Source organism: Lacisediminihabitans sp. (genome assembly GCF_036569425.1).
Classification (GTDB): domain Bacteria; phylum Actinomycetota; class Actinomycetes; order Actinomycetales; family Microbacteriaceae; genus Lacisediminihabitans.
Genome location: NZ_DATCQQ010000092.1, coordinates 26,358 through 45,877, shown reverse-complemented (window position 1 = coordinate 45,877; position 19,520 = coordinate 26,358). Strand labels below are relative to the sequence as shown.

General features: G+C 68.8%; 21 protein-coding genes. 15 read left to right on the top strand and 6 right to left on the bottom strand.

Translation table 11 applies throughout. From position 1 onward, the window contains the following. Nucleotide 1: 1 nt before the first annotated feature. The 3 genes from VIM54_RS15605 to VIM54_RS15595 all read left to right on the top strand — a co-directional run bounded on the left by VIM54_RS15605 (nt 2) and on the right by VIM54_RS15595 (nt 2,541). Complete coding sequence (locus tag VIM54_RS15605; RefSeq protein ID WP_331902661.1) at nt 2-1,144, top strand: glycosyltransferase; 1,143 nt, start codon at nt 2-4, stop codon at nt 1,142-1,144. Nucleotides 1,145-1,360: 216 nt separating this feature from the next. After that, nucleotides 1,361-2,068, top strand: coding sequence for a spermidine synthase (locus VIM54_RS15600; protein WP_331902660.1), 708 nt, complete (start codon nt 1,361-1,363; stop codon nt 2,066-2,068). A 134-nt stretch (nt 2,069-2,202) separates the two neighbouring features. Then, on the top strand, nt 2,203-2,541 hold the full coding sequence (locus VIM54_RS15595) for a hypothetical protein (RefSeq protein ID WP_331902659.1): 339 nt from the start codon (nt 2,203-2,205) through the stop codon (nt 2,539-2,541). On the opposite strand, the gene VIM54_RS15590 is transcribed toward VIM54_RS15595, so the two are convergent. Continuing rightward, nucleotides 2,538-3,710 carry a globin domain-containing protein gene (locus VIM54_RS15590; RefSeq protein WP_331902658.1) on the bottom strand — a complete coding sequence of 391 codons (1,173 nt, stop codon included), beginning with the start codon at nt 3,708-3,710 and terminating at the stop codon, nt 2,538-2,540. The two genes, VIM54_RS15595 and VIM54_RS15590, sit on opposite strands and share 4 nt — an antisense overlap. Nucleotides 3,711-3,780: 70 nt before the next feature. After that, complete coding sequence (locus tag VIM54_RS15585) at nt 3,781-4,206, bottom strand: Rrf2 family transcriptional regulator (RefSeq protein WP_331902657.1); 426 nt, start codon at nt 4,204-4,206, stop codon at nt 3,781-3,783. 80 nt (nt 4,207-4,286) lie between these two features. Here VIM54_RS15585 and pdxH point away from each other — a divergent pair, with 80 nt between their 5' ends. After that, nucleotides 4,287-4,958: a pyridoxamine 5'-phosphate oxidase gene (gene pdxH / locus VIM54_RS15580; protein WP_331902656.1), complete on the top strand. Its 672-nt coding sequence runs from the start codon at nt 4,287-4,289 to the stop codon at nt 4,956-4,958. Between the two features lie 8 nt (nt 4,959-4,966). On the opposite strand, the gene VIM54_RS15575 is transcribed toward pdxH, so the two are convergent. Both VIM54_RS15575 and lhgO read right to left on the bottom strand, forming a co-directional pair. After that, nucleotides 4,967-5,791, bottom strand: a complete 825-nt coding sequence (locus VIM54_RS15575) for a hydrolase (RefSeq protein ID WP_331902655.1) — start codon at nt 5,789-5,791, stop codon at nt 4,967-4,969. Then, the gene (lhgO, locus tag VIM54_RS15570) at nt 5,788-7,020 is read right to left on the bottom strand and encodes an L-2-hydroxyglutarate oxidase (RefSeq protein WP_331902654.1); all 1,233 of its coding nucleotides are present in this window, start codon (nt 7,018-7,020) and stop codon (nt 5,788-5,790) included. The genes VIM54_RS15575 and lhgO overlap by 4 nt, the downstream gene beginning before the upstream one ends. A gap of 136 nt (nt 7,021-7,156) precedes the next feature. Between lhgO and VIM54_RS15565 the strand changes: the two genes are divergently transcribed. Together VIM54_RS15565 and VIM54_RS15560 are read left to right on the top strand one after the other, a co-directional pair. After that, nucleotides 7,157-7,636: a PPOX class F420-dependent oxidoreductase gene (locus tag VIM54_RS15565; protein WP_331902653.1), complete on the top strand. Its 480-nt coding sequence runs from the start codon at nt 7,157-7,159 to the stop codon at nt 7,634-7,636. Nucleotides 7,637-7,686: 50 nt separating this feature from the next. After that, entirely contained in the window at nt 7,687-8,904 is a 1,218-nt protein-coding gene (locus VIM54_RS15560) for an aminotransferase class I/II-fold pyridoxal phosphate-dependent enzyme (RefSeq protein ID WP_331902652.1), read from the top strand. Nucleotides 8,905-8,931: 27 nt separating this feature from the next. Here the strand turns inward: VIM54_RS15560 and VIM54_RS15555 are convergent, their stop codons facing one another. After that, nucleotides 8,932-10,119 carry an ROK family transcriptional regulator gene (locus VIM54_RS15555; RefSeq protein WP_331902651.1) on the bottom strand — a complete coding sequence of 396 codons (1,188 nt, stop codon included), beginning with the start codon at nt 10,117-10,119 and terminating at the stop codon, nt 8,932-8,934. Between the two features lie 163 nt (nt 10,120-10,282). On the opposite strand from VIM54_RS15555, the gene VIM54_RS15550 reads away from it, so the two are divergent. The 8 genes from VIM54_RS15550 (at nt 10,283) to VIM54_RS15515 (ending at nt 18,225) form a co-directional block, all read left to right on the top strand. After that, complete coding sequence (locus VIM54_RS15550) at nt 10,283-11,029, top strand: sugar phosphate isomerase/epimerase (RefSeq protein WP_331902650.1); 747 nt, start codon at nt 10,283-10,285, stop codon at nt 11,027-11,029. Further along, nucleotides 11,026-12,132 carry a Gfo/Idh/MocA family oxidoreductase gene (locus VIM54_RS15545; RefSeq protein WP_331902649.1) on the top strand — a complete coding sequence of 369 codons (1,107 nt, stop codon included), beginning with the start codon at nt 11,026-11,028 and terminating at the stop codon, nt 12,130-12,132. Before VIM54_RS15550 ends, VIM54_RS15545 begins: the two co-directional genes overlap by 4 nt. A gap of 10 nt (nt 12,133-12,142) precedes the next feature. Beyond that, nucleotides 12,143-13,240, top strand: a complete 1,098-nt coding sequence (locus VIM54_RS15540; RefSeq protein WP_331902648.1) for a Gfo/Idh/MocA family oxidoreductase — start codon at nt 12,143-12,145, stop codon at nt 13,238-13,240. Beyond that, a complete protein-coding gene (locus VIM54_RS15535) occupies nt 13,237-14,265 on the top strand; it encodes a sugar phosphate isomerase/epimerase family protein (RefSeq protein WP_331902647.1) in 1,029 nt (342 codons plus the stop codon). Before VIM54_RS15540 ends, VIM54_RS15535 begins: the two co-directional genes overlap by 4 nt. Nucleotides 14,266-14,370: 105 nt before the next feature. Beyond that, entirely contained in the window at nt 14,371-15,681 is a 1,311-nt protein-coding gene (locus VIM54_RS15530; RefSeq protein WP_331902646.1) for a sugar ABC transporter substrate-binding protein, read from the top strand. A gap of 150 nt (nt 15,682-15,831) precedes the next feature. Next, nucleotides 15,832-16,827 carry a sugar ABC transporter permease gene (locus VIM54_RS15525; protein WP_331902645.1) on the top strand — a complete coding sequence of 332 codons (996 nt, stop codon included), beginning with the start codon at nt 15,832-15,834 and terminating at the stop codon, nt 16,825-16,827. Continuing rightward, nucleotides 16,820-17,659 (top strand): carbohydrate ABC transporter permease, encoded by an 840-nt coding sequence (locus tag VIM54_RS15520; RefSeq protein WP_331902644.1) that lies wholly within the window; start codon nt 16,820-16,822, stop codon nt 17,657-17,659. Before VIM54_RS15525 ends, VIM54_RS15520 begins: the two co-directional genes overlap by 8 nt. 167 nt (nt 17,660-17,826) lie before the next feature. Next, nucleotides 17,827-18,225: a hypothetical protein gene (locus tag VIM54_RS15515; protein ID WP_331902643.1), complete on the top strand. Its 399-nt coding sequence runs from the start codon at nt 17,827-17,829 to the stop codon at nt 18,223-18,225. A 3-nt stretch (nt 18,226-18,228) separates the two neighbouring features. Here the strand turns inward: VIM54_RS15515 and VIM54_RS15510 are convergent, their stop codons facing one another. Beyond that, complete coding sequence (locus VIM54_RS15510; RefSeq protein ID WP_331902642.1) at nt 18,229-18,723, bottom strand: DUF5997 family protein; 495 nt, start codon at nt 18,721-18,723, stop codon at nt 18,229-18,231. Nucleotides 18,724-18,751: 28 nt separating this feature from the next. Here VIM54_RS15510 and VIM54_RS15505 point away from each other — a divergent pair, with 28 nt between their 5' ends. Further along, nucleotides 18,752-19,453: a LysR family substrate-binding domain-containing protein gene (locus tag VIM54_RS15505; RefSeq protein ID WP_331902641.1), complete on the top strand. Its 702-nt coding sequence runs from the start codon at nt 18,752-18,754 to the stop codon at nt 19,451-19,453. Nucleotides 19,454-19,520 lie beyond the last annotated feature (67 nt).

The window sequence follows — 19,520 nt, the reverse complement described above, 5'->3', positions numbered from 1 at the left end:
CATGTCCAGCTTTCTGTTTGTGACCGTCGACGCGGGCGGCAACGTGCCCCCGGTGGTCGCGATAGGGCGCGAGCTGCTCGCGCGGGGCCACCGTGTGCGCATCCTCGGGCACGAGCCCCAGCGCGCCGCGCTCGAAGCCGCGGGGTTCGAATTCACCGCATACTCGCGGATGCCGCGCTGGGAGCCCACCAGGGCCAAGTCGGTCCCGCGCGCCATCGCCGACCTGCTGCGCCTCAGCACGCATTCCGGGCTCGGTCAGGACCTCATCGACCTCGTCACGGAAAGCCCGGCGGACCTGGTCGTGGTGGACTGCATGCTGCTCTCCGTGCTCAAGGCGGCCAACGCCAGCGGTCTCCGGCACGCCGTGCTGTTCCACACCTTCTACCGGTTCTGGACCCGGGAGTGGATGGCGGGCCCCGTCGGCGGACTCGCCAGGTTGAAGGGTCTCAATGCCCGCTCACTGTGGGCGAAGGCCGACCTCGAGTTGGTCGTCTGCGATCGAACGCTCGACCCGGCCGGCGAATCCGCGAGCCCCACGCGGGTGTGGAGCGGGGTGGTCGAGACGGGTGCGCGTCGAGTCGCCGGTGCCGCCGTGCTGCCTCTCGTGCTGGTCAGCCTGAGCACCACCTGGTTCCCCGGCCAGGATGACGCCTACCGCCACATCCTGGCCGCCCTCGCGGATCTCCCGGTCAGGGCGATCGTCACGACCGGCCCCGCCGTGAATCCCCGTGAACTCTCGGCGCCGGCGAATGCCGAGGTGCTGGCGTTCGCGCCCCACGACGCGCTCCTGCCCACGGTGACGGCCGTGATCGGCCACGGCGGGCATTCAACCACGATGGCCGCGCTCGCGCACGACCTCCCCCTGATCATCATGCCAATGCACCCCCTGATCGACCAGCCGATGATCGCCCGTGCGGTTGTGGATGCGGGTGCGGGCATCCGGCTCAGCAGGACGGCTTCGCCGGGCGACATCCGGCGAGCGGTGACGACCCTGCTGGCAACGGAGAGCTTCGCCGAAGCGGCGGCCGTGATCGGCGCCCGGCTGCGGGCAGCCGATGGCGCTCGGGTCGCGGCCGATCTGATTCTTCGGGCAGTGGTCGCCCCCGGCAGAGCAGTCGGTGCGGTGCCGGTCGAACACGACTGATCCGTCGCGGAGCAGGCGCGTCGATGGTCAGACACGGTGCGCCCCGCCGAGCGGACGCGTGATGTGCAGCCAGACGCTGGCGTTCCGGAGCGACCATCGCTCGGCCTGAGTCCCGAAGTCTGGGAGCATGGGGGGTGCCCCGGCGGGTCTTCGCCCGGGGCAGCCACCAGACCTGCATCCCGGATCGTCAGCCGGGGGAGAGCCCCGGGCAGCCCCATGAGCATGCGTTTCGAAGAGCTGGACTACCAGCCGACGGCGATGGGCGACCTCACCCTCCGCCGCAGGCGTGAGCCGACGCTCGATGTGGATGTGTTCGAAGTGAAGCTGGGCGAGGAGTTCCTCATGTCCAGCCTGTTCACCGTGGCGGAGGAGGAGCTCGCCCACCTCGGCCTCGCCGCCGTGGAGGGCGACACGCTGGATGTGCTGGTCGGCGGCCTCGGACTCGGCTACACCGCAGTAGCCGCCCTGGCCGATTCCCGCGTGAGCACGCTCACCGTGATCGACGCCCTGCCGGCTGTGATCGACTGGCACCGGCGGGCGCTGCTCCCCGTCTCGGAGTCGCTCATCGGCGACCCGAGGACGAGCCTCGTGCTGGATGACTTCTTCGGCCTCATGCGCCGCGATCTCGCGCCGGACTCCCCGCGCTACGACGCGATCCTGCTCGACGTCGACCACTCGCCTCGCCACCAGCTGGACCCGAGCCACGCCGACCTGTACACGGCCCATGGCCTGCGCGCGCTCGCCCGCCATCTGCGCGACGAGGGCGTCTTTGCGCTCTGGTCCGACGACCCGCCGGACGACGAGTTCCTGGCGACCCTCGCCTCGGTGTTCCCCTCGCCGGTGGCGCACGTCGTCGCCTTCGACAACCGCCTCACCGGCGGCACCTCCTCGAATACCGTCTACGTCGCCCGGCACGTCGCCTGACCGAGCGGGTCGAAAAGCGGGGTACAAACCGCGTCCCCCCTACTGGGGACTGGGTTGGCGGCCCCGAATGTACCATCTTTAGGGGTAGAGAGACCTTTCTTGGATGGGGGGGGTCTGAGAGACAAGGAAGACCGATGCGACCCGAAGCACAGGTTCACTACCTTTCCCGGCACACGTTCGACCCGAGCGACTCGGCGGTCGCCGCGAAGGCCATCATCGAGGCCGAGATGGCCCACCGGATGGACCTGGTGCACCAGCTCGCCGTGCGGCTGAGCGCACTCGAGGCCACGATCACCGCGGTCGACACCGCCCGCCACGCCGCGATTGCGGCGGGCTGGACCGAGGCCCAGTTGCTCGAGCTCGGCCTCGGGGCAGTGGAGAACTCCCCGTCTGCGGGCCGTCGGGTCGCCAGGCCCGAAGAAGTGGTCGTCGAGCCGGTGGCCGAGCCGGTGGCCGAGTCGCTCGCCGGCTAGGCGCTGGCGAGCCAGAGGTCTGGACCGAACACCTCGTAGTGGATTCGTTCGGCCGGCACGCCGGATTCGAGGGCTTGCGACCTGAGACTGCGCATGAACGGCAGGGGTCCACAGAGGTACACCGACGCGTTCTCTGGAATGGTCACGTTGGCCAGCGACATGAAGCCGTCGTGCGCGTCGTCACCATCGCTCGGCACCTCGAGCCACAGTTCGAGTTCGGCCGCCTCGAGCAGTGCGACATCCTCGCGCATCTGGTCCCGGAGCGCCCACCGTTCGAGAGTGCTCTCGGCGTGCAGCACGAGCACCTCGCGCGTGGATCCCTGGTCGGCAAGGGACCGGAGGATGGAGGCGCTCGGCGTGCACCCGATGCCGGCCGAGGCCAGCACGAGGGGGTGGTCGCCCGCGCTCAGGGTGATATCCCCGCAGGGGTTGGAGAGGATGAGATGGTCGCCGATCTGCACGTCGCGGTGCAGGGCGGGGGAGACCTCGCCGTCGGCATCCAGTCTCGTCGTGAACACGCGAGTGCTCGATCCGGTGCCGGCCGACAGGGAGTACTGGCGCACCTGGCGGATGTCGTCGGGCATTCGTACCGTGACGCTCACGTACTGGCCGGGCAGCGACGGCGTGACCGGGGTGTCGTCGGCGGGCTCCAGGGTGAAGGTCACGGCGTCGGATCCCGCGGCATCCTTGCCCACCACGATCCAGGGCGCCAGGGGGCGCTCGCTCGCCGCCGCCGAGTACAGGCCCTTCTCGAGCTTGATCAGCGCGTGCGCCATGAGCCAGTAGACCTCGGTCCAGGCGGCGGCGATCTCGGCGGTGATCGCGTCGCTGAGCTCCTCGGCGATGGCCTCGAAGAGATACCGGTAGACGACGTCGTACTGCTCCGGTCGGATGTCGAGGGAGACGTGCTTGTGGGCGATGCGGGAGAGCATGGCCTCGGGGGTCGTATCCGGGCTTTTCACCAGGTGCGTTGCGAAGGCGGCGATACTGCCGGCCAGGGCCTGCTGTTGGGAGCCATTCTTCTGATTGGAGCGGCTGAACAGGCCGTCGAAGAGTTCGGGGTGGGCGGCGAACATTCGGCCGTAGAAGTTGCGCGCGATTGCGGGCATGCGCTCCCCGACCAGGGGGAGGGTGGCTTCGATGACGGGGAGGGATTGGGCCGAGAGCATGCTGACTCCTTTGTGACGCCGAGTGATCTCTCCAAACTAGCATTTCATATGCAAGTTAAATTACCGAGGACTAGTAGAAGACTCGCGTGGCTGGCTGGCTGTGAGGCTGGGCGGCGATCACGACGCCGTCCAGCTCCGAGTAGAACGCCTCTCTGGCCCGCCGCAGTGCGCCCCGCACCCCGCAGCCGTCGAGCAGCGGACACGGGCCATCGGGGGTCTCACACGCGGCGAGGTCCAGGCGGGTGTCCAGCCGCCGCAGGAGCCAGCCGATGCTGGCCAAACGTCCTTCTGCGCTGATCCGCACCCCGCCTGCCCTTCCACGGGCGACCTCCACGAGCCCGAGTTCGCGCAGCCGGAGCACGGCCTTGCTCACGTGGTTGTATGGCGTGGCGATGGCCTCGGATATGGCCCGAGAGGTCATCAGGGCGCCCTCGGGCGATGCAGCGAGCAGCATGACCACGCGCAGGCAGACGTCCGAAAACGCGTTGATCCTCATGTGTCAACAGTAGGGCCGTGCCGATCCCCGGTTCGCGTGAAAGACTGGCCGCACGCATCCGTCACGCCAGGAGGCACGCCATGTCATCGCTCGACCGGCACACGGACTACGGCTCGAACCCGCTCACCGAGGCCGACATCGGCCGGGACCCCATCGCCGCGTTCGGCGACTGGCTTCGCGCCGCAGAGGAGGCCGAGGTCTACGAACCAAACGCGATGGTTGTGAGCACGGTCGAGGACGCGCGGCCCAGCAGCCGAACGGTGCTGCTCAAGGGGTTCGACGCGAACGGCTTCGACTTCGTCACCAACTACCGGTCGAGCAAGGGTCGCGCGCTGCTCGCCAACCCGGCCGTCTCGCTCCTGTTCCCGTGGTATTCGCTGAGGCGCCAGGTGATCGTCTCCGGCGATGCGCACCCCGCCGAGCCTGGCGTGTCCGACGCCTACTTCGATGCGAGGCCGCGCGAGTCGAGGCTCGCCTCGATCGCGAGCGACCAGTCGGAGCCGATCGCCTCACGCGACCTGCTCGAGCAACGGATGCGCGATCTGCTCGAACGGTATCCGGAGGGCAGCCAGATCCCGCGCCCGGAGAAGTGGGGGGCCTTCCGCGTCACCCCGCGCAGCATCGAGTTCTGGCAGGGTCGAAGCGCGCGATTCCACGACCGGCTTCGCTTCACCGCGACGAGCGGGGCGACGAGCGGCGCGACGAGCGCCGCGGCCGCGGACGGCTGGACCCTCGAGCGCCTGCAGCCGTAGGCAGGCGCTCAGGTGAGGTGGTCGAAGTCGCCGCGAACCCAGCCCATGTAGCGGTCGGCCGAGCGGCGCACGACCTCGCTCGCATTGGCCGGGATCACCCCGCCGAAGTTGCCGTACAGGCGGTCGAACGGAACGCGGTTCACGGCGTTCGCGACGCGGTCGACGACCGCCGCCGAGAGCGGAATCGTGTTTGCGAAGCTGCGCATGAAGGTGACCCAGTTGCCGTCGGGGCCGGGGAAGATCGTGTCGCCGGCGAGGACGACGCCGCGACCACTCGCCCCGCGCGCCCAGCGCGCGACGAGGCTCCCGGGGAAGTGCCCTCCCACGGTGCTGATCGTGACCCCGGGCAGCACCTCGAGGTTGCCGGTGAAGTGGATGATCGATGGGTCCGGCCGCTGCACCCACGCCCGATCCGCCTCGGCCACCATGACCGGCACATCGCCGAGAGCGCGGGACCATGCGACCTGGGCGCCGTACATGTGCGGGTGGCTGGCCACGATGATGGATGCGCCGCCCAGGTCGCGCACCTGTTGTGCGCTCGCCTCATCCACGAAACCGGTCGGGTCCCACAGGAGGTTGCCGACCTCGGTGCACAGGAGCAGCGCCTGCTGCCCCAGGCCGATCGGCGGAGCGGAGCGGATGCCGTACAGGTCGGGTTCCACGTCGTGCACCTCGAGCCGGAAGCCGGAGTCGCTCATCTCCTCCAGCGAGGTCCAGGCCTGCCCGGTGCGTGGCACGAACTGACGTTCGTCCGTGCAGATGGCGCACAGGGCGGGAGGCGCCTCGGTGTCCGGATATTCGACGGCGCAGGTCGAGCAGATCCACTGGGTCATGTCATGGCTCGCATCCGGTCCACCGCGTCGGCGAGGTACTCACCGATGGCGAACGAAGAGGTTGCGGCGGGCGAGGGCGCGTTGGGCACGTGCAGCACGTTGTCCGCCTCGCGCACGAGGAAGTCGTCGAGAAGCTGGCCCTGCGCGTTCATCGCCTGCGCGCGGATGCCCATCGGCCCGCGCTCGAGGTTGCCCGGGAGCACGTCTGGCACGTACTCCTTGAGCGAGGCCGCATACGCCCTGGCGGACACCTCATGCGAGAATTCCGTCCAGGCGGTCGGCAGGTTCTTGACCGCGAACTTCCAGAAGCCGGCGTAGCCGAGGGAAGAAACCGCGTCCCGCGGGTCGACGGCCCACTGCCGATAGTCGTGTCGGCTGAAGGCGAGGAAGGCGTTCGGCCCGGCCCACACCTCCCCGTCGATGCGCCGGGTGACGTGCACGCCGAGGAACGGCAGGCTCGGGTCCGGCACCGGGTAGATGCTGCCGCGCACCCCGTCGGCGATCTCCCCGGTGACGCGGTACCAGGTGCCCCGGAACGGCAGGATCCGCACGTCGCGTGCCACGTCGCCCGCGAGGCGATCGGCCTGCAACCCGCCGCACACGATGGTGATGCGCCCGTGGATGGTCTGGGCGTCGGGGCCGTCGACGATGCTGCCGTCGGCCACGCTGCGCACCCGGTTCACCGGCCAGGAGGTGCGGATGCTGCCGCCGAGCCGCTGGATCTCTGCCGCCAGCGTGCGGGCCACTTCGGCAAAATCGACGACGGCGGTGTCGGGGGAATGGAAGGCGGCCACCCCGTCGGCGACCGGCTCGATGCGCCGCAGCTCCGCCCGATCGACCCGTCGCAACCCGGGCACCCCGTTCTGCGACGCCCGATCGAAGAGGTTCGCGAGGCCGGCCAGCTCGCTCTCCGACGTGGCGACCACCAGCTTTCCGTTGTGGTCGATGGAAATGCCGTGCTCCGCGCAGAACTCCTTGAGCAGGCCCCGGCCGCGGGTGCACAGGCTCGCCTTGAGCGAGCCGGGCGCGTAGTAGATGCCGGCGTGCACGACGCCGGAATTGTGGCTGGTCTGGTGGGCGGCGATCGTGGGCTCGGCATCCACGACCACCAGCTGCAACCCTGGTCGCCTGGTGAGCATCTGCCACGCCGTCGCGAGTCCGATAATGCCGCCGACGACGACGACGTCGACGCGCGCGGACGGGTCGGGCTGGGCTGGGATGTCGTTCACCAAAGCCTCGTCTCGATCACTCGCGCCGCGCTTCTTGTGTCGCGACTCGTAGTTGAGAGTTTCACACGAGATCTCCGGTCGAGGGTAGCGGTTTCGGATCCGTTCGTTGCCAGCCCCCGCGCCTAACCTTGAGCGCATGGCCAGAAGCATCGCAACTAACACCGTCGTCGACCGCGCCGGAATGCTCGACTTCGTGCGCCCCCGCCACCGGATGCTGCTCGCGACAACCCGCGCCGACGGGCGACCGCAGATCTCGCCCGTCTCCGGCGGCGTCGACGCCCAGGGGCGAGTCGTCATCTCCTCCTACCCGGCCAGGGCGAAGACCCGCAACGCCGAGCGGGACAGCCGGGCCTCGGTGCTCGTGCTCTCCGACGACTGGGACGGCGGCTGGATCCAGGTGGACGGCGATGCCGAGGTTCTGCACATGCCCGAGGCGGCCGACGGGCTCGTCGACTACTTCCGCTGCATTGCCGGCGAGCATCCGGACTGGCGGGAGTACCGCGAGGCGATGGCCATCCAGGACAAGTCCCTGATCCGCATCACGCCCACCCGGTGGAGCCCGATCTGCACCGGCGGCTTTCCAGCGGACGTCGCTGCTCGCCTCGATGAGCAGTAGGCCTCCGTCACAGAAGCGCGCCGGGGTGCCCCGCGGAATAGGTTGGAGGCATGAGCCAGAACCCGCCCCGCCCCCGCCCGGACAAGCACGACCCGGCCTCCCTCGCCTTCGGCACCCAGTCGGTACACGCCGGCAACGAGATCGACGCGGGTACCGGCGCGCTGCGCACCCCGATCGTCATGGCCAACTCCTACGCCCTGCCGGAGGACCCGTCGACGCTCAGCTGGTCGGGAACGGACGTTCCGCTCTACACCCGCAACAGCGGCACCAACCAGCTCGGGCTGCAGCGCAAGCTCGCCGCGCTCGAGCGCGGCGAGGATGCCGTGGTGCTCGCGAGCGGAGTGGCCGCCCTGCACGCCATCTTCTTCACCGTGCTCAAGGCCGGCGACCATGTCGTGGTGGCCGACGTCACGTACGAGGCCGTCTTTCGACTCTTCAACGAGCTGCTGCCGCAGAAGTACGGCATCCGCACCACCTTCGTCGACGCCACGGACCTCGACGCCGTGCGCGCCGCAGTGAGGCCGGACACCAGGCTCGTGCACATCGAGACGGTCGCCAACCCCACCACGAAGGTCACGGATGTCGCGGCCGTCGCGCGGATCGCCCACGAGGTGGGCGCGCTCGTCTCGATCGACAACACCTTCACCCCGCCGCCGCTGTTCCGACCGCTCGAGCACGGTGTGGACCTCGTGGTGCACTCGCTCACGAAGTACATCAACGGTCACGGAGACGCGATCGGCGGGGCCGTGATCGGCAGCGCTGAGCTCATCCGGCGCATCAAACTCGACGCCATGGTCGACGTCGGCGGCGTCATCAGCCCGTTCAACGCGTGGCTCATCATGCGCGGCTCGGTCACCCTCCCACTGCGGATGAGGCAGCACTGCGCGTCGGCCAGCGCGATCGCCGAATTTCTGGCCGGCGACGACCGCATCGCGTACGTCGCCTACCCGGGACTGGCCTCGCATCCGCAGCACGACACCGCGGTGCGGCAGCTGCCGCACGGATTCGGCGGCATGATGGCCTTCGCGGTGAAGGGTGACAAGGCCGCCCAGAACCGGTTCGTCTCGAACCTGCGCGTGATTACCTCCGCCGTGTCGCTCGGACACGACGAGTCCCTCATCGTGCACGTCGACAACTCGGGCCCGCGGGTGCCCGCCTACCCGGCCGAGTTTCGCGAGTTCGGCCACCTGCGCTTCTCCGTGGGGCTGGAGGACGTGGACGACCTCATCGCCGACCTCTCCGCCGCGCTCGACGACACCTTCGGGTAGCGGGGTGCTGGGGCGGCCTGGCGAGCGTCAGCGCGCGGACATCCGCTCGATCGCCTGGGGGGAGAGCGCATACTGCAGCGCGAGGATGCACGCGCCGATCACGGCGGCGTTCTCCGCCGTGCGCGACTGCACGATCGAGAGATGTTCGGTGGCGAGCGGGGTCGAGCTCTGGTAGACGACCTCGCGCACGCCGGCCAGAAGGTGTTCGCCGACCCGCGTTACCGAACCGCCGAGCACGATCACCGAGGGGTTGACGAGGCTTACGCAGGTCGTGAGCACCTCGCCGATGTCTCGCCCGGCCTGCCGCACCGCGCGGATCGCGCGCAGGTCGCCCTGGCGCAGGAGGTCGATCACGTCGGCCATGGTGTCGACGTCCGCCCCCTCGGCGCGAAGCTGCCGGGCGATGGCGGGGCCGGATGCCATGGCCTCGAGGCATCCGTAGTTTCCACAGTGGCAGGCCACGCCCTTACCGCGCTCGATCCGCACGTGGCCGATGTCGCCGGCGGAGCCCTGGGCGCCACGCTGAAGGAGTCCTCCGGAGATGATGCCGGATCCGATCCCCGTCGCCACCTTCACGAAGAGCAGGTCGGAGACGTCGGGGAACGACCGGGACTGTTCGCCGATGGCCATGATGTTGACGTCGTTGTCGACGAGCGCGGGCACGCCGAGGGCGTCGAAGATCCAGCCCGGCACGTCGAAGCCGTCCCAGCCGGGCATGATCGGCGGGTTCACCGGTCGGCCCGTGTCGTGCTCGACCGGTCCTGGCAGGCCCACCCCCACGGCGAGGAGGTCGGCGGGTGCGCGGCCCACCTCGGCGAGCAGGCTGCGGGTCTCGTCGACGACCCAGGTGAGCACCCGCTCCGGCCCGACGGCGATGGGGAGCGCCTCGCGATGGGTGAGAAGGATGGCGCCGCTCAGGTCGGCAACGGCGATGGTCGCGTGGGTGGCGCCGAGGTCGGCCCCGACCACGACCCGGGCGGAGGGGTTGAGGGCGAACTGCGAGGGCGGGCGCCCGCCGCTCGACGCGCCCTCGCCGATCGGGCGGATCAGGCCGAGCTCGAGGAGGGCGTCGAGGCGCAGGCCGACGGTTGAGCGGGCCAGGCCGGTGGTGTCTGCCAGCTCGGCGCGGGTTCTCGGCCTGCCGTCGCGCAGAAGCTGGAAGAGTTCGCTCGCCCCGGACAGCCCGGGGGGACCTGGCTTCTTCGGGGCGACCATTTCGCAAGTAAACCACACGCCGTCGATGGACAGAATGGATACGGCTGATAAACATCCGACTTTTGTTTGATATTCGACACAAGTCGGCCGTACACTCGACAGGCGTGCTCGGGGCGTATCCAACTACGCACCGCGAGCCGAATGAACTCAACGAGGAGACCACGTGTCTACAAGCCAACTTTCCGTGCAGCTCTACACCGTGCGCGACGCGCTCGCCGCGGATCTCCCCGGCACGCTTCGCCGTGTCGCCGACCTCGGCTACACCAACGTCGAACTCTTCGGATTTGTCGACCTGGCCGACCAGTACAGCGAGCTCCTTCCGGCGGCCGGCCTCAGCGCCCCCTCCGCCCACGGCAGCCTGCTCGGTGCGAATCTCGACCGCATCTTCGCCGCGGCCACGAAGATCGGCGTGACGACGCTCATCGACCCGCACATCGACCGCAGCCTGTGGAGCAGTCGTGAGGACGTCACCGCGTCGGCGACGCAGCTCAACGCCATCGCGCTCAAGGGCGCAGACCACGGCCTCACCATCGGCTACCACAACCACTGGTGGGAGACCGAGAACCGCATAGACGGCACACCGGCGCTCGAGGTGTTCGCGGACCTGCTCGACCCGGCCGTGATCCTCGAGGTCGACACGTACTGGGCGGAGGTCGGCGGCGTCTCTGCCGTCGAGCTGCTCGTAAGGCTCGGCGATCGCGTGCAGCTGATCCACGTGAAGGATGGCGCGGTGACGCAGGACGACCAGGAGCAGGTCGCGGTCGGCTCGGGCCGGCTCAACATTCCGGCGATCCTCGCCGCGGCACCGCAGGCACTGCGGGTTGTGGAGCTCGACGGCTTCGCCGGGGACGTCTTCGACGCCCTGCGCGACAGCTTCGCCTACCTCACTGCGAACGGGGTGTCCGCGTGAGCGGCACCGGCCGCGTCGGAGTCGGCGTGATCGGCGCCGGCGTCATCAGCAGCGAATATCTCGACAATCTCACCACCTTCCCCGACCTCGAGGTGCTCTTTGTGGCGGACATTGACCTCGACCGGGCCAAGGCGCAGGCGGCGAAGTATGACGTCGCGGCAAGCGGCACGGTTGCCGAACTTCTCGCCCACCCCGACATCGAGATCGTCGTCAACCTCACCCTTCCCGCCAACCACGTGGATGTGGCCCTCGCCGCGCTCGCGGCCGGCAAGAACGTCTGGACCGAGAAGCCATTCGCCCTCGACCGGGAGAGCGGCCGTCGGCTGCTCGACGAGGCGGAGCGGCTTGGCCTTCGTGTGGCCACCGCGCCGGACACCTTCCTCGGCGCCGGGCTGCAGACCGCCCTTCGCCTCATCGCGGATGGCACGATCGGAACCCCGCTCACCGCCCTCGCGCTCATGCAGTCCCCCGGGCCGGAGTCATGGCATCCGAACCCGGAGTTCCTGTTCCAGACGGGCGGCGGGCCGCTCTTCGACATCGGTCCGTACTACCTCACGACGCTCGTGCAGGTCTTCGGGCCGGTGCGACGCGTCACCGCGGTGGGCTCCACCTCGCGCCCCGTGCGCGTGATCGGCTCCGGCCCGCGTGCCGGCACCGAGTTCCCCGTCACGGTGCCGTCGCACCACGGCGCGCTCATCGAGTTCGAGAACGGCACCTCCGCGCAGACGATCTTCAGCTTCGAATCGCACCGCAAGCGGGCGGGGTTCGTCGAGGTCTCCGGCACCAGGGCGACGATCCAGCTTCCGGACCCGAACACCTTCGATGGCGAATCGGTCATCTTCGACGGCATGGATGACGAGGGGCGCGCGGTCGCCGCCACCGGCTCCTTCGCCACGCGCGGCACCGGCGTCGCCGAACTCGCGCAGGCCATTCGCTCCGGCGCACCGGAGCGCGCGTCAGGGGCGCAGGGGTTCCACGTGCTCGACGTCATGGTGTCCATCGCCGAGTCTGCCGAGCGCGGCGAGACGGTGACGGTGGAGAGCAGCTTCGAGAAGGCCCCCCTCGTGCCGGCCGACTGGAGCCCGACGGTCGCCACACTGTGAGGGATCGCTAATGTCGTCCGTGTCCGCACCGCTCCGCGTCGGCTTCATCGGCGGCGGCTTCATGGCCGCCGTGCACAGCCGCGCGGCGCGGGCGGCCCGAGCCTCGCTCGCCGGCATCGTGTCGTCCAGCGACGCCTCGTCGGCGACGGCCGCCGACCTGCTCGGCTTCGAGTCCGCCTATCCGTCGGCCGAGGCCCTGCTGGCCGACGCGACGATCGACGCCGTGCACATCGTCACGCCGAATGCCACCCACTTCGACCTCGCCCTGGCCGCCGTGCGGCACGGCAAGCATGTCGTGTGCGAGAAGCCGCTCACCACCTCCACCGCGCACGCGGCGCTCCTCGTGGCGGAGGCCGAGAAGGCGGGCGTCACGGCCACGGTGCCCTTCGTGTACCGATTCCATCCGATGGTGCGCGAGGCCAGGGCCCGAGTCGCCGCCGGGGAGGCGGGCGGCCTGCTCAGCATCCAGGGCTCATATCTGCAGGACTGGCTGCTCGCGGCGAGCGATGACAACTGGCGGGTCGACGAGGCCCTCGGCGGTCCGTCCCGCGCGTTCGCCGACATCGGATCGCACCTGTGCGACCTCGTCGAGTTCGTCACCGGTGACCGGATCGCCCGGTTGCAGGCGGTCACGCACACCGTGTTCGACGAGCGGTCGTCGCGAGCCGTGACCACCGAGGATCTTGCCGCGGTGCTCTTCACGACCCGCGCCGGCGCCCTCGGCACGCTCCTGGTCTCCCAGGTCGCCCCCGGGCGCAAGAACCGCCTCCACGTGGAGTTCCACGGCAGTGCGGAGTCGATCGCGTTCGACCAGGAGAACCCCGAGGTGTTGTGGCTCGGCAGGCAGACCGGGTCGCAGTTACTCACCCGTCAACCGGGGCTGAGCGCAGACGCCGAGCGCCTCGCCGTGCTGCCGCCCGGTCATCCACTCGGCTACCAGGACGCCTTTTCGGCATTCGTCGCCGACACCTACGCCGCGATCGGCGGCGAGGCGCGCGACGGCCTCCCCACCTTCGAGGACGGCCTCCGAGCGGTGACGCTCACGGATGCCGTGCTCGAGTCGGCGCGCACCTCCACCTGGATCGACATCGAAGGAACGAACCCATGACCGAAACGCCATCCTCGTCACCGCATCCGGTGACACTGTTCACCGGCCAGTGGGCGGACCTGCCGCTCGAGGAGGTCGCGAGGCTCGCCGCCGGATGGGGCTACGACGGCCTCGAGATCGCCTGTTCGGGGGAACACCTGGACGTCTGGCGCGCCGCCGAGGACCCGGCCTACCTGCAGGGTCGACTCGACCTGCTCGACCACTACGGGCTGAAGGTGTTCGCGATCTCGAACCACCTCAAGGGCCAGGCGGTGTGCGACGACCCGATCGACTTTCGGCACCAGGCGATCGTCGGCTCCCGCGTGTGGGGCGACGGCGAGGCGGAGGGCGTGCGGCAGCGGGCCGCGGAGGAGCTGAAGCTCACGGCCACGGTCGCCCGCAAGCTCGGTGTGGACACCGTGGTGGGGTTCACCGGGTCGAAGATCTGGCCGTACGTCGCCCAGTTCCCGCCGGTGCCGGCATCGGTGATCGACGCGGGGTACCAGGACTTCGCCGACCGGTGGAACCCGATCCTCGACGTCTTCGATGACGAGGGCGTGCGGTTCGCGCACGAGGTGCACCCGTCGGAGATCGCCTACGACTACTGGTCAACGGTGCGGTCGCTCGAGGCGATCGGGCACCGGGAGGCGTTCGGGCTCAACTGGGACCCGTCCCACATGATGTGGCAGGACATCGACCCGGTCGGCTTCATCGTCGACTTCAAGGACCGCATCTACCACGTGGACTGCAAGGACACCCGGCTTCGCCCGAAGAACGGCCGGGCCGGGGTGCTCGGCTCGCACCTGCCGTGGGGCGACCCGCGGCGCGGCTGGGACTTCGTGTCCACCGGGCACGGGGATGTGCCGTGGGAGGACGCCTTCCGCGCTCTCGAGTCGATCGGCTACACCGGCCCGATCTCGATCGAGTGGGAGGACGCCGGCATGGACCGCCTGCACGGCGCGAAGGAGGCCATCGGCTTCATCCGGTCCCTGCTCTGGGATCTGCCCACGGCATCCTTCGATGCCGCGTTCAGCAACCAGGACTGAGACGGGACACCGAGAACGCGGGACACCGAGGAAAGGGGAGGCACGGCGCGGGGAACTCGCGTATGACGCACGGCATCACCAGACGCACCAGACAAGGGAGTCAGCATGAAGGTCCGATCAGTAGCCGCCCTCGCGACGATAGTCGCGGTAATCCTCTCCACGGCAGCGTGCAGCAGCAGCAGCAGCGGCGGCGCGGCAAGCGCCGGCAAGTCCATCACCTATTGGGCCAGCAACCAGGGCACGAGCCTCGCCAATGACAAGGCCGTGCTCACCCCCGAGCTCGCCAGGTTCACCAAAGAGACCGGCATCGACGTGAAGCTCGAGGTGATCGGCTGGAATGACCTGCAGACTCGAATCCAGACCGCGGTGACCTCCGGCCAGGCACCGGACGTCGTGAACATCGGCAACACCTGGGCCACCTCGCTCCAGGCCACCGGCGCCTTCCTGCCCTATGGCTCGAGCGAGATGAAGGCGATCGGCGGATCCGACAAGTTCGTGAAGACGGCGCTGGACACCGGCGGCGCGGCCGGCAAGACCGTGACATCCGTTCCCCTCTACGGCCTCGCCTACGGCCTCTACTACAACAAGAAGATGTTCGCGGACGCCGGACTGACCGCCCCCTCCACCTGGGAGGAGATGGTCACGGACGCGCAGAAGCTCACCGACGCCGCGTCCGGGGTCAACGGTATGGCGATCGCGGCTGGCAGCTACACCGAGAACGCCCACTTCGCGTTCATCAACTCGGCGCAGAACGACGCCGAGCTGTTCGACGCCAAGGGCAAGCCCACCTTCACCTCCACCGGCGTCGTCGACGGCATCAAGCGCTACCTCGACCTCATGCAGGTCGACAAGGTCGCGAGCATCTCCAACGCGCAGTACGACAACGGCACCAAGTCGGTGAGCGACTTCGCGAACAAGAAGGTCGCGATGGTGATCAACCAGAACAACGCCGACTCGAGCATCGTCGCAGCCGGCATGTCCTCCGACGAGTACGGCGTCGTGCCGTTCCCGGCGCCGTCCACCGGCAAGAAGATCGCCAGCTTCATCGCCGGCATCAACCTGTCCATCTTCAAGAACAGCAAGAACCAGGCCGGGGCGCTCAAGTTCGTCAAGTTCATGACGAGCGAGGCGACCCAGGGCACGCTCGGTAAGACGTACGCGTCCCTTCCCGTGCTGCAGGGCGTCACGCCGAGCTTCACCGACAACGCGGAGGAGGCCAAGACCTTCCAGAACATCTACAACACGATGGCGAAGCCTCTGCCGCTCGTGCCGGCCGAGGACCAGTTCGAGAGCACCGTCGGCAAGGCCATGAACAACATGTTCGCGACCATCGCCACCGGCGGCACCGTCTCCAAGGCGGACATCAAGACCGCGCTGCAGACCGCGCAGGACCAGGTCATCGCCACGATGGGTTAGCGGCCCGGGGCGATGGCGCACCCTGCGCCATCGCCCCAGCCTCGCCCCGCGCTCCGCCGCATCGAGCGGTTCCGCCTTTCGAGCACTTCAGGCAGTCGAGCACTTCAGGCAATCGAGCACTTCAGGCAATCTACGAAGATTGGATCACTCATGGCCGTGACCGAGGCGCCTCCCGGCGTTCGCGCATCCGCCCCGCCGCGCTCGGTGCGGACCGGGCCCTCGAGAAAGAGGCGCAAGAAGCCGTTCAGCTGGTGGGTGCCCTTCGTGCTCATCGCCCCGGCGGTGGTCTTCGAGCTGCTCATCCACGTGACCCCCATGGCGGTGGGCGTGTGGATGAGCTTCGTCAAGCTCACCAAGTTCTTCATCGCGAACTGGTCGGCCGCGCCCTTCGCGGGCTGGGACAACTACCACCTGGCGCTCGACTTCAACGGAGCGCTCGGCGCCTCGCTGCTCAACTCGTTCGTGGTGACGTGCGCGTTCACCGTGATCGTGGTTTGCGTGTCTTGGCTGTTCGGCATGGCCGGCGCCGCGGTGCTCCAGCGCACCTTTCGCGGCCGGGCGATCTTCCGCACCTTCTTCCTCGTGCCGTACGCGATCCCGGTCTACGCGGGGGTGATCGCCTGGAAGTTCATGTTCCAGCGGGACACCGGGGCGGTCAACTACCTGCTCGCCGACAACCTGCACCTCATCGGCGAGGCGGCCAAGCCGTTCTGGCTTATCGGCAACAACGCCTTCGTCGCCGTGGTGGTCGCCACCATCTGGCGGATGTGGCCCTTCGCCTTCCTCATGCTCATGGCCGGCCTGCAGAGCATTCCCGAGGAGGTATACGAGGCGTCGGCGGTGGACGGGGCCAAGCCGCTCCGGCAGTGGTGGAGCATCACGCTCCCCATGCTCGGGCCGGTGAACCGGGTGCTCGTGCTCGTGATGTTCCTCTGGACCTTCAACGACTTCAACACTCCATACATCCTGTTCGGCGGGGCCCAACCCCCCGCGGGGGACCTCATCTCGTTCCACATCTACTCCGCCTCGTTCCTCACCCTCAACTTCGGGTTCGGTGCCGCGATGTCCGTGCTGCTGCTCGTGTTCCTGCTGCTCGTGACCGGCGCCTACCTCTTCATCCTCAACAGGAGGTCGCGCGATGCGTGAAACATCCGGATCCAAGGTCTTCCGCGTCGTGGTGCTCGTCTTCCTGGGCATCTTTACGGCCGCCCCGCTCTACGTGATGGTGACCTCGGCGCTCAAACCGCTCGGCGACGTGCAGGGCAACTTCACCTGGTGGCCGACCCACTTCACCATCCAGCCGTTCATCGACATCTGGTCGACGGTGCCGCTCGGCGAGTACTTCCTCAACAGCCTCGTCGTCTCGACGGCGGCGACGCTACTGAGTCTCATCATCGCCATCTTCGCCTCGTTCGCCGTCTCCCGGTATCGGTTCCGCGGCCGTTCGGTGTTCACCACGGCGGTGCTGTCCACCCAGATGTTCCCCGGGGTGCTGTTCCTGTTGCCGCTGTACCTGATCTTCATCAACATCAACCAGGCCTTCGGCATCCAGCTCGCCGGCACGCGCACCGGCCTGATCATCACCTATCTCACCTTCTCCCTGCCCTTCGCCATCTGGATGCTCGCCGGCTATCTCGACAACATCCCGAAGGAACTCGACGAGGCGGCGCGGGTGGACGGCGCATCGGCGATGGGCGTGCTGTTCCGGGTGATCCTGCCCGTGGCGAGGCCCGGCGTGATCGCGGTGGCCATCTACTGCTTCATGACGTCGTGGGGGGAAGTGCTCTTCGCTTCGGTGTTGACCACTCAGGACAGCCGGACTCTCGCGGTGGGACTCGGTGAGTACTCGACCCAGGTGAACGTGTACTGGAACCAGATCATGGCGGCCTCCCTCGTCGTGAGCATCCCGGTCGTGATCGCGTTCCTGCTGCTGCAGCGCAGCTTCGTCGCCGGGCTGACGGCGGGCTCGGTGAAGTAGCTGCCCGGGAGCCATCCGGCGCCCGGTGCGCGATCGCCGGGGATGGTCCCCTTGCACTGGGGGCTATCGCTGCACGCGAGAACCTGTCAGGTTTCTCTCATGGGCATCGATGGAGATCGCGGTTCACCGCCCCGCGTCGCGGGGGCCCCGGCCGCGGAGTCTGCCGTATGCCCTTGAGAACTCTCACGACGGGCGAGCGACGAACGAGCAGGCTCGTCGTGAACGTCGCAATGGTCCTCGTGCTCGTGGGCCACGGACTCGAGGTGTGGGTGTTCTCGCTCCTGCTGTCGATCGGCGGCCCATCGCCGACCACCGAGCAGGGCATGCTCGTCAACGCCTGCGTCGTCGTCGGCTTCTTCGCGCTCTCCGGGGTCATCGCGACGATGGGGCGGTACTGGCCGCTCGCCGTGGTGCTCGCGCTGTACTCGGTCGCGCTCGCGTTCCTGCCGGGAATCGGCGTGTTCACGGCGCTGCCCGCCGTGCTCGTGTTCCCGGCGCTGTGGTGGCGGCACGGGTACCTCATCCAGAACCTGAACGACGCGGAAGGCCTGACGGCCAGCGGCTAGCGGCTAGCGCGTGCGCGTGTCCCGCGACGGCCCGTCCTGGGCCTTCTTCGGGTCCTTCTTCTTCGTGTCCTTCTTCTCCGCGTCCTTCTTCTCCGCGGTGCTCCGGTTCTCGGCGAGCAGCCTCTGGTGCGCGTGCAGCGACTTCACCCGGGCGTTCTCGTCCTGCACCTCGGCGTGCACGGCTCGCTCCCGCACGAGCCAGGCCGGCGGCTGCTTGAGCAGGGCGCTGATCTCGTCGGTCGTGAGCGGCTCGGTCACCTCGCCACGGGCCAGCCCGGCAATCGACACGCCGAGCTTGCGGGCGACCTCGGGCCGCGGGTGCGGGCCGGTCTTGCGCAACTCGACGAGCCAGGCCGGCGGATTCGCGATCAGTTCGTTCAGTTCGGCCCGTGACACGGTCGACTGCTGGAACGACTCGGGGGTCGCCGGGAGGTAGATTCCCAGCTTCTGGGCCGCCGTGGCCGGCTTCATGGTCTGGTTGGATTGCGCGGAGGTCATCAGGTCAGCGTAGCCTGAGAGGCCTCCCGTGCCATCAGCGCGTGGACGCAGCGAGGGGATGACCGTGAACGAGGATGTCGCGCCGTTCACGATCGCCTTCGTCGCCGGGGTGACCCTCACCCGCTGGACTTCGGCGTGGGCGGACCGCCAGCCGGGCATCCCGCTCGCCTTCCTCCCCGTGGGAACCGCCGAGCAGACGGAGGTTCTGCACGATGGCCGGGCCGACGTGAGCTTCGTGCGGTTTCCGGTGGACGGCACCGACCTGAGCGTGATTCCCCTCTATGCCGAGGTGCCCGTCGTCGTCGTGCCGAAGGACCACCCCGTCTCGCTGTTCGAGACCGTGACCCTCGCCGACCTCGCGGAGGAGACGATCACGCCGCCGACTCTCTCGCCGGGCGACGCAGTGGAACTCGTGGCGGCCGGCGGGGGCGTCGTCATCCTGCCCCAATCGATCGCGCGGATGCACGGCCGCAAAGACGTCGTCGCCCGCCCCGTTGTCGACGCCCCGGAGACGCGAATCGCGATCGCCTGGGTGGAGGCCAACACGACGGAGCGGGTCGAGGAGTTCGTAGGCATCGTGCGCGGCCGCACGGCCGCGAGCTCCCGGGCAACTCCGACGCCGCCGGCCGAACCGAAGCCGCCGCGCAAGGAGGCCAAGCCGCGCCCCAAACAGCAGTCGCAGGCCCAGGCCCGCGCGGCCGCGAACCGCCGGCGCCGCAGCGGCCGCTGAATCGGGTCATCCGTCTCGCATCTCGGCGGGGTTCCCGCCCGCGCGGGCCGGCGGTAGCGCTGAACCG

Bases quoted from the DNA above. Each gene is read 5' to 3' on its own strand.
- VIM54_RS15605 (WP_331902661.1), top strand. From the start codon at position 2: ATGTCCAGCTTTCTGTTTGTGACCGTCGACGCGGGCGGCAACGTGCCC.
- VIM54_RS15600 (WP_331902660.1), top strand. From the start codon at position 1,361: ATGAGCATGCGTTTCGAAGAGCTGGACTACCAGCCGACGGCGATGGGC.
- VIM54_RS15595 (WP_331902659.1), top strand. From the start codon at position 2,203: ATGCGACCCGAAGCACAGGTTCACTACCTTTCCCGGCACACGTTCGAC.
- VIM54_RS15590 (WP_331902658.1), bottom strand. From the start codon at position 3,710: ATGCTCTCGGCCCAATCCCTCCCCGTCATCGAAGCCACCCTCCCCCTG.
- VIM54_RS15585 (WP_331902657.1), bottom strand. From the start codon at position 4,206: ATGAGGATCAACGCGTTTTCGGACGTCTGCCTGCGCGTGGTCATGCTG.
- pdxH (WP_331902656.1), top strand. From the start codon at position 4,287: ATGTCATCGCTCGACCGGCACACGGACTACGGCTCGAACCCGCTCACC.
- VIM54_RS15575 (WP_331902655.1), bottom strand. From the start codon at position 5,791: ATGACCCAGTGGATCTGCTCGACCTGCGCCGTCGAATATCCGGACACC.
- VIM54_RS15565 (WP_331902653.1), top strand. From the start codon at position 7,157: ATGGCCAGAAGCATCGCAACTAACACCGTCGTCGACCGCGCCGGAATG.
- VIM54_RS15560 (WP_331902652.1), top strand. From the start codon at position 7,687: ATGAGCCAGAACCCGCCCCGCCCCCGCCCGGACAAGCACGACCCGGCC.
- VIM54_RS15555 (WP_331902651.1), bottom strand. From the start codon at position 10,119: ATGGTCGCCCCGAAGAAGCCAGGTCCCCCCGGGCTGTCCGGGGCGAGC.
- VIM54_RS15540 (WP_331902648.1), top strand. From the start codon at position 12,143: ATGTCGTCCGTGTCCGCACCGCTCCGCGTCGGCTTCATCGGCGGCGGC.
- VIM54_RS15535 (WP_331902647.1), top strand. From the start codon at position 13,237: ATGACCGAAACGCCATCCTCGTCACCGCATCCGGTGACACTGTTCACC.
- VIM54_RS15530 (WP_331902646.1), top strand. From the start codon at position 14,371: ATGAAGGTCCGATCAGTAGCCGCCCTCGCGACGATAGTCGCGGTAATC.
- VIM54_RS15525 (WP_331902645.1), top strand. From the start codon at position 15,832: ATGGCCGTGACCGAGGCGCCTCCCGGCGTTCGCGCATCCGCCCCGCCG.
- VIM54_RS15520 (WP_331902644.1), top strand. From the start codon at position 16,820: ATGCGTGAAACATCCGGATCCAAGGTCTTCCGCGTCGTGGTGCTCGTC.
- VIM54_RS15515 (WP_331902643.1), top strand. From the start codon at position 17,827: ATGCCCTTGAGAACTCTCACGACGGGCGAGCGACGAACGAGCAGGCTC.
- VIM54_RS15510 (WP_331902642.1), bottom strand. From the start codon at position 18,723: ATGACCTCCGCGCAATCCAACCAGACCATGAAGCCGGCCACGGCGGCC.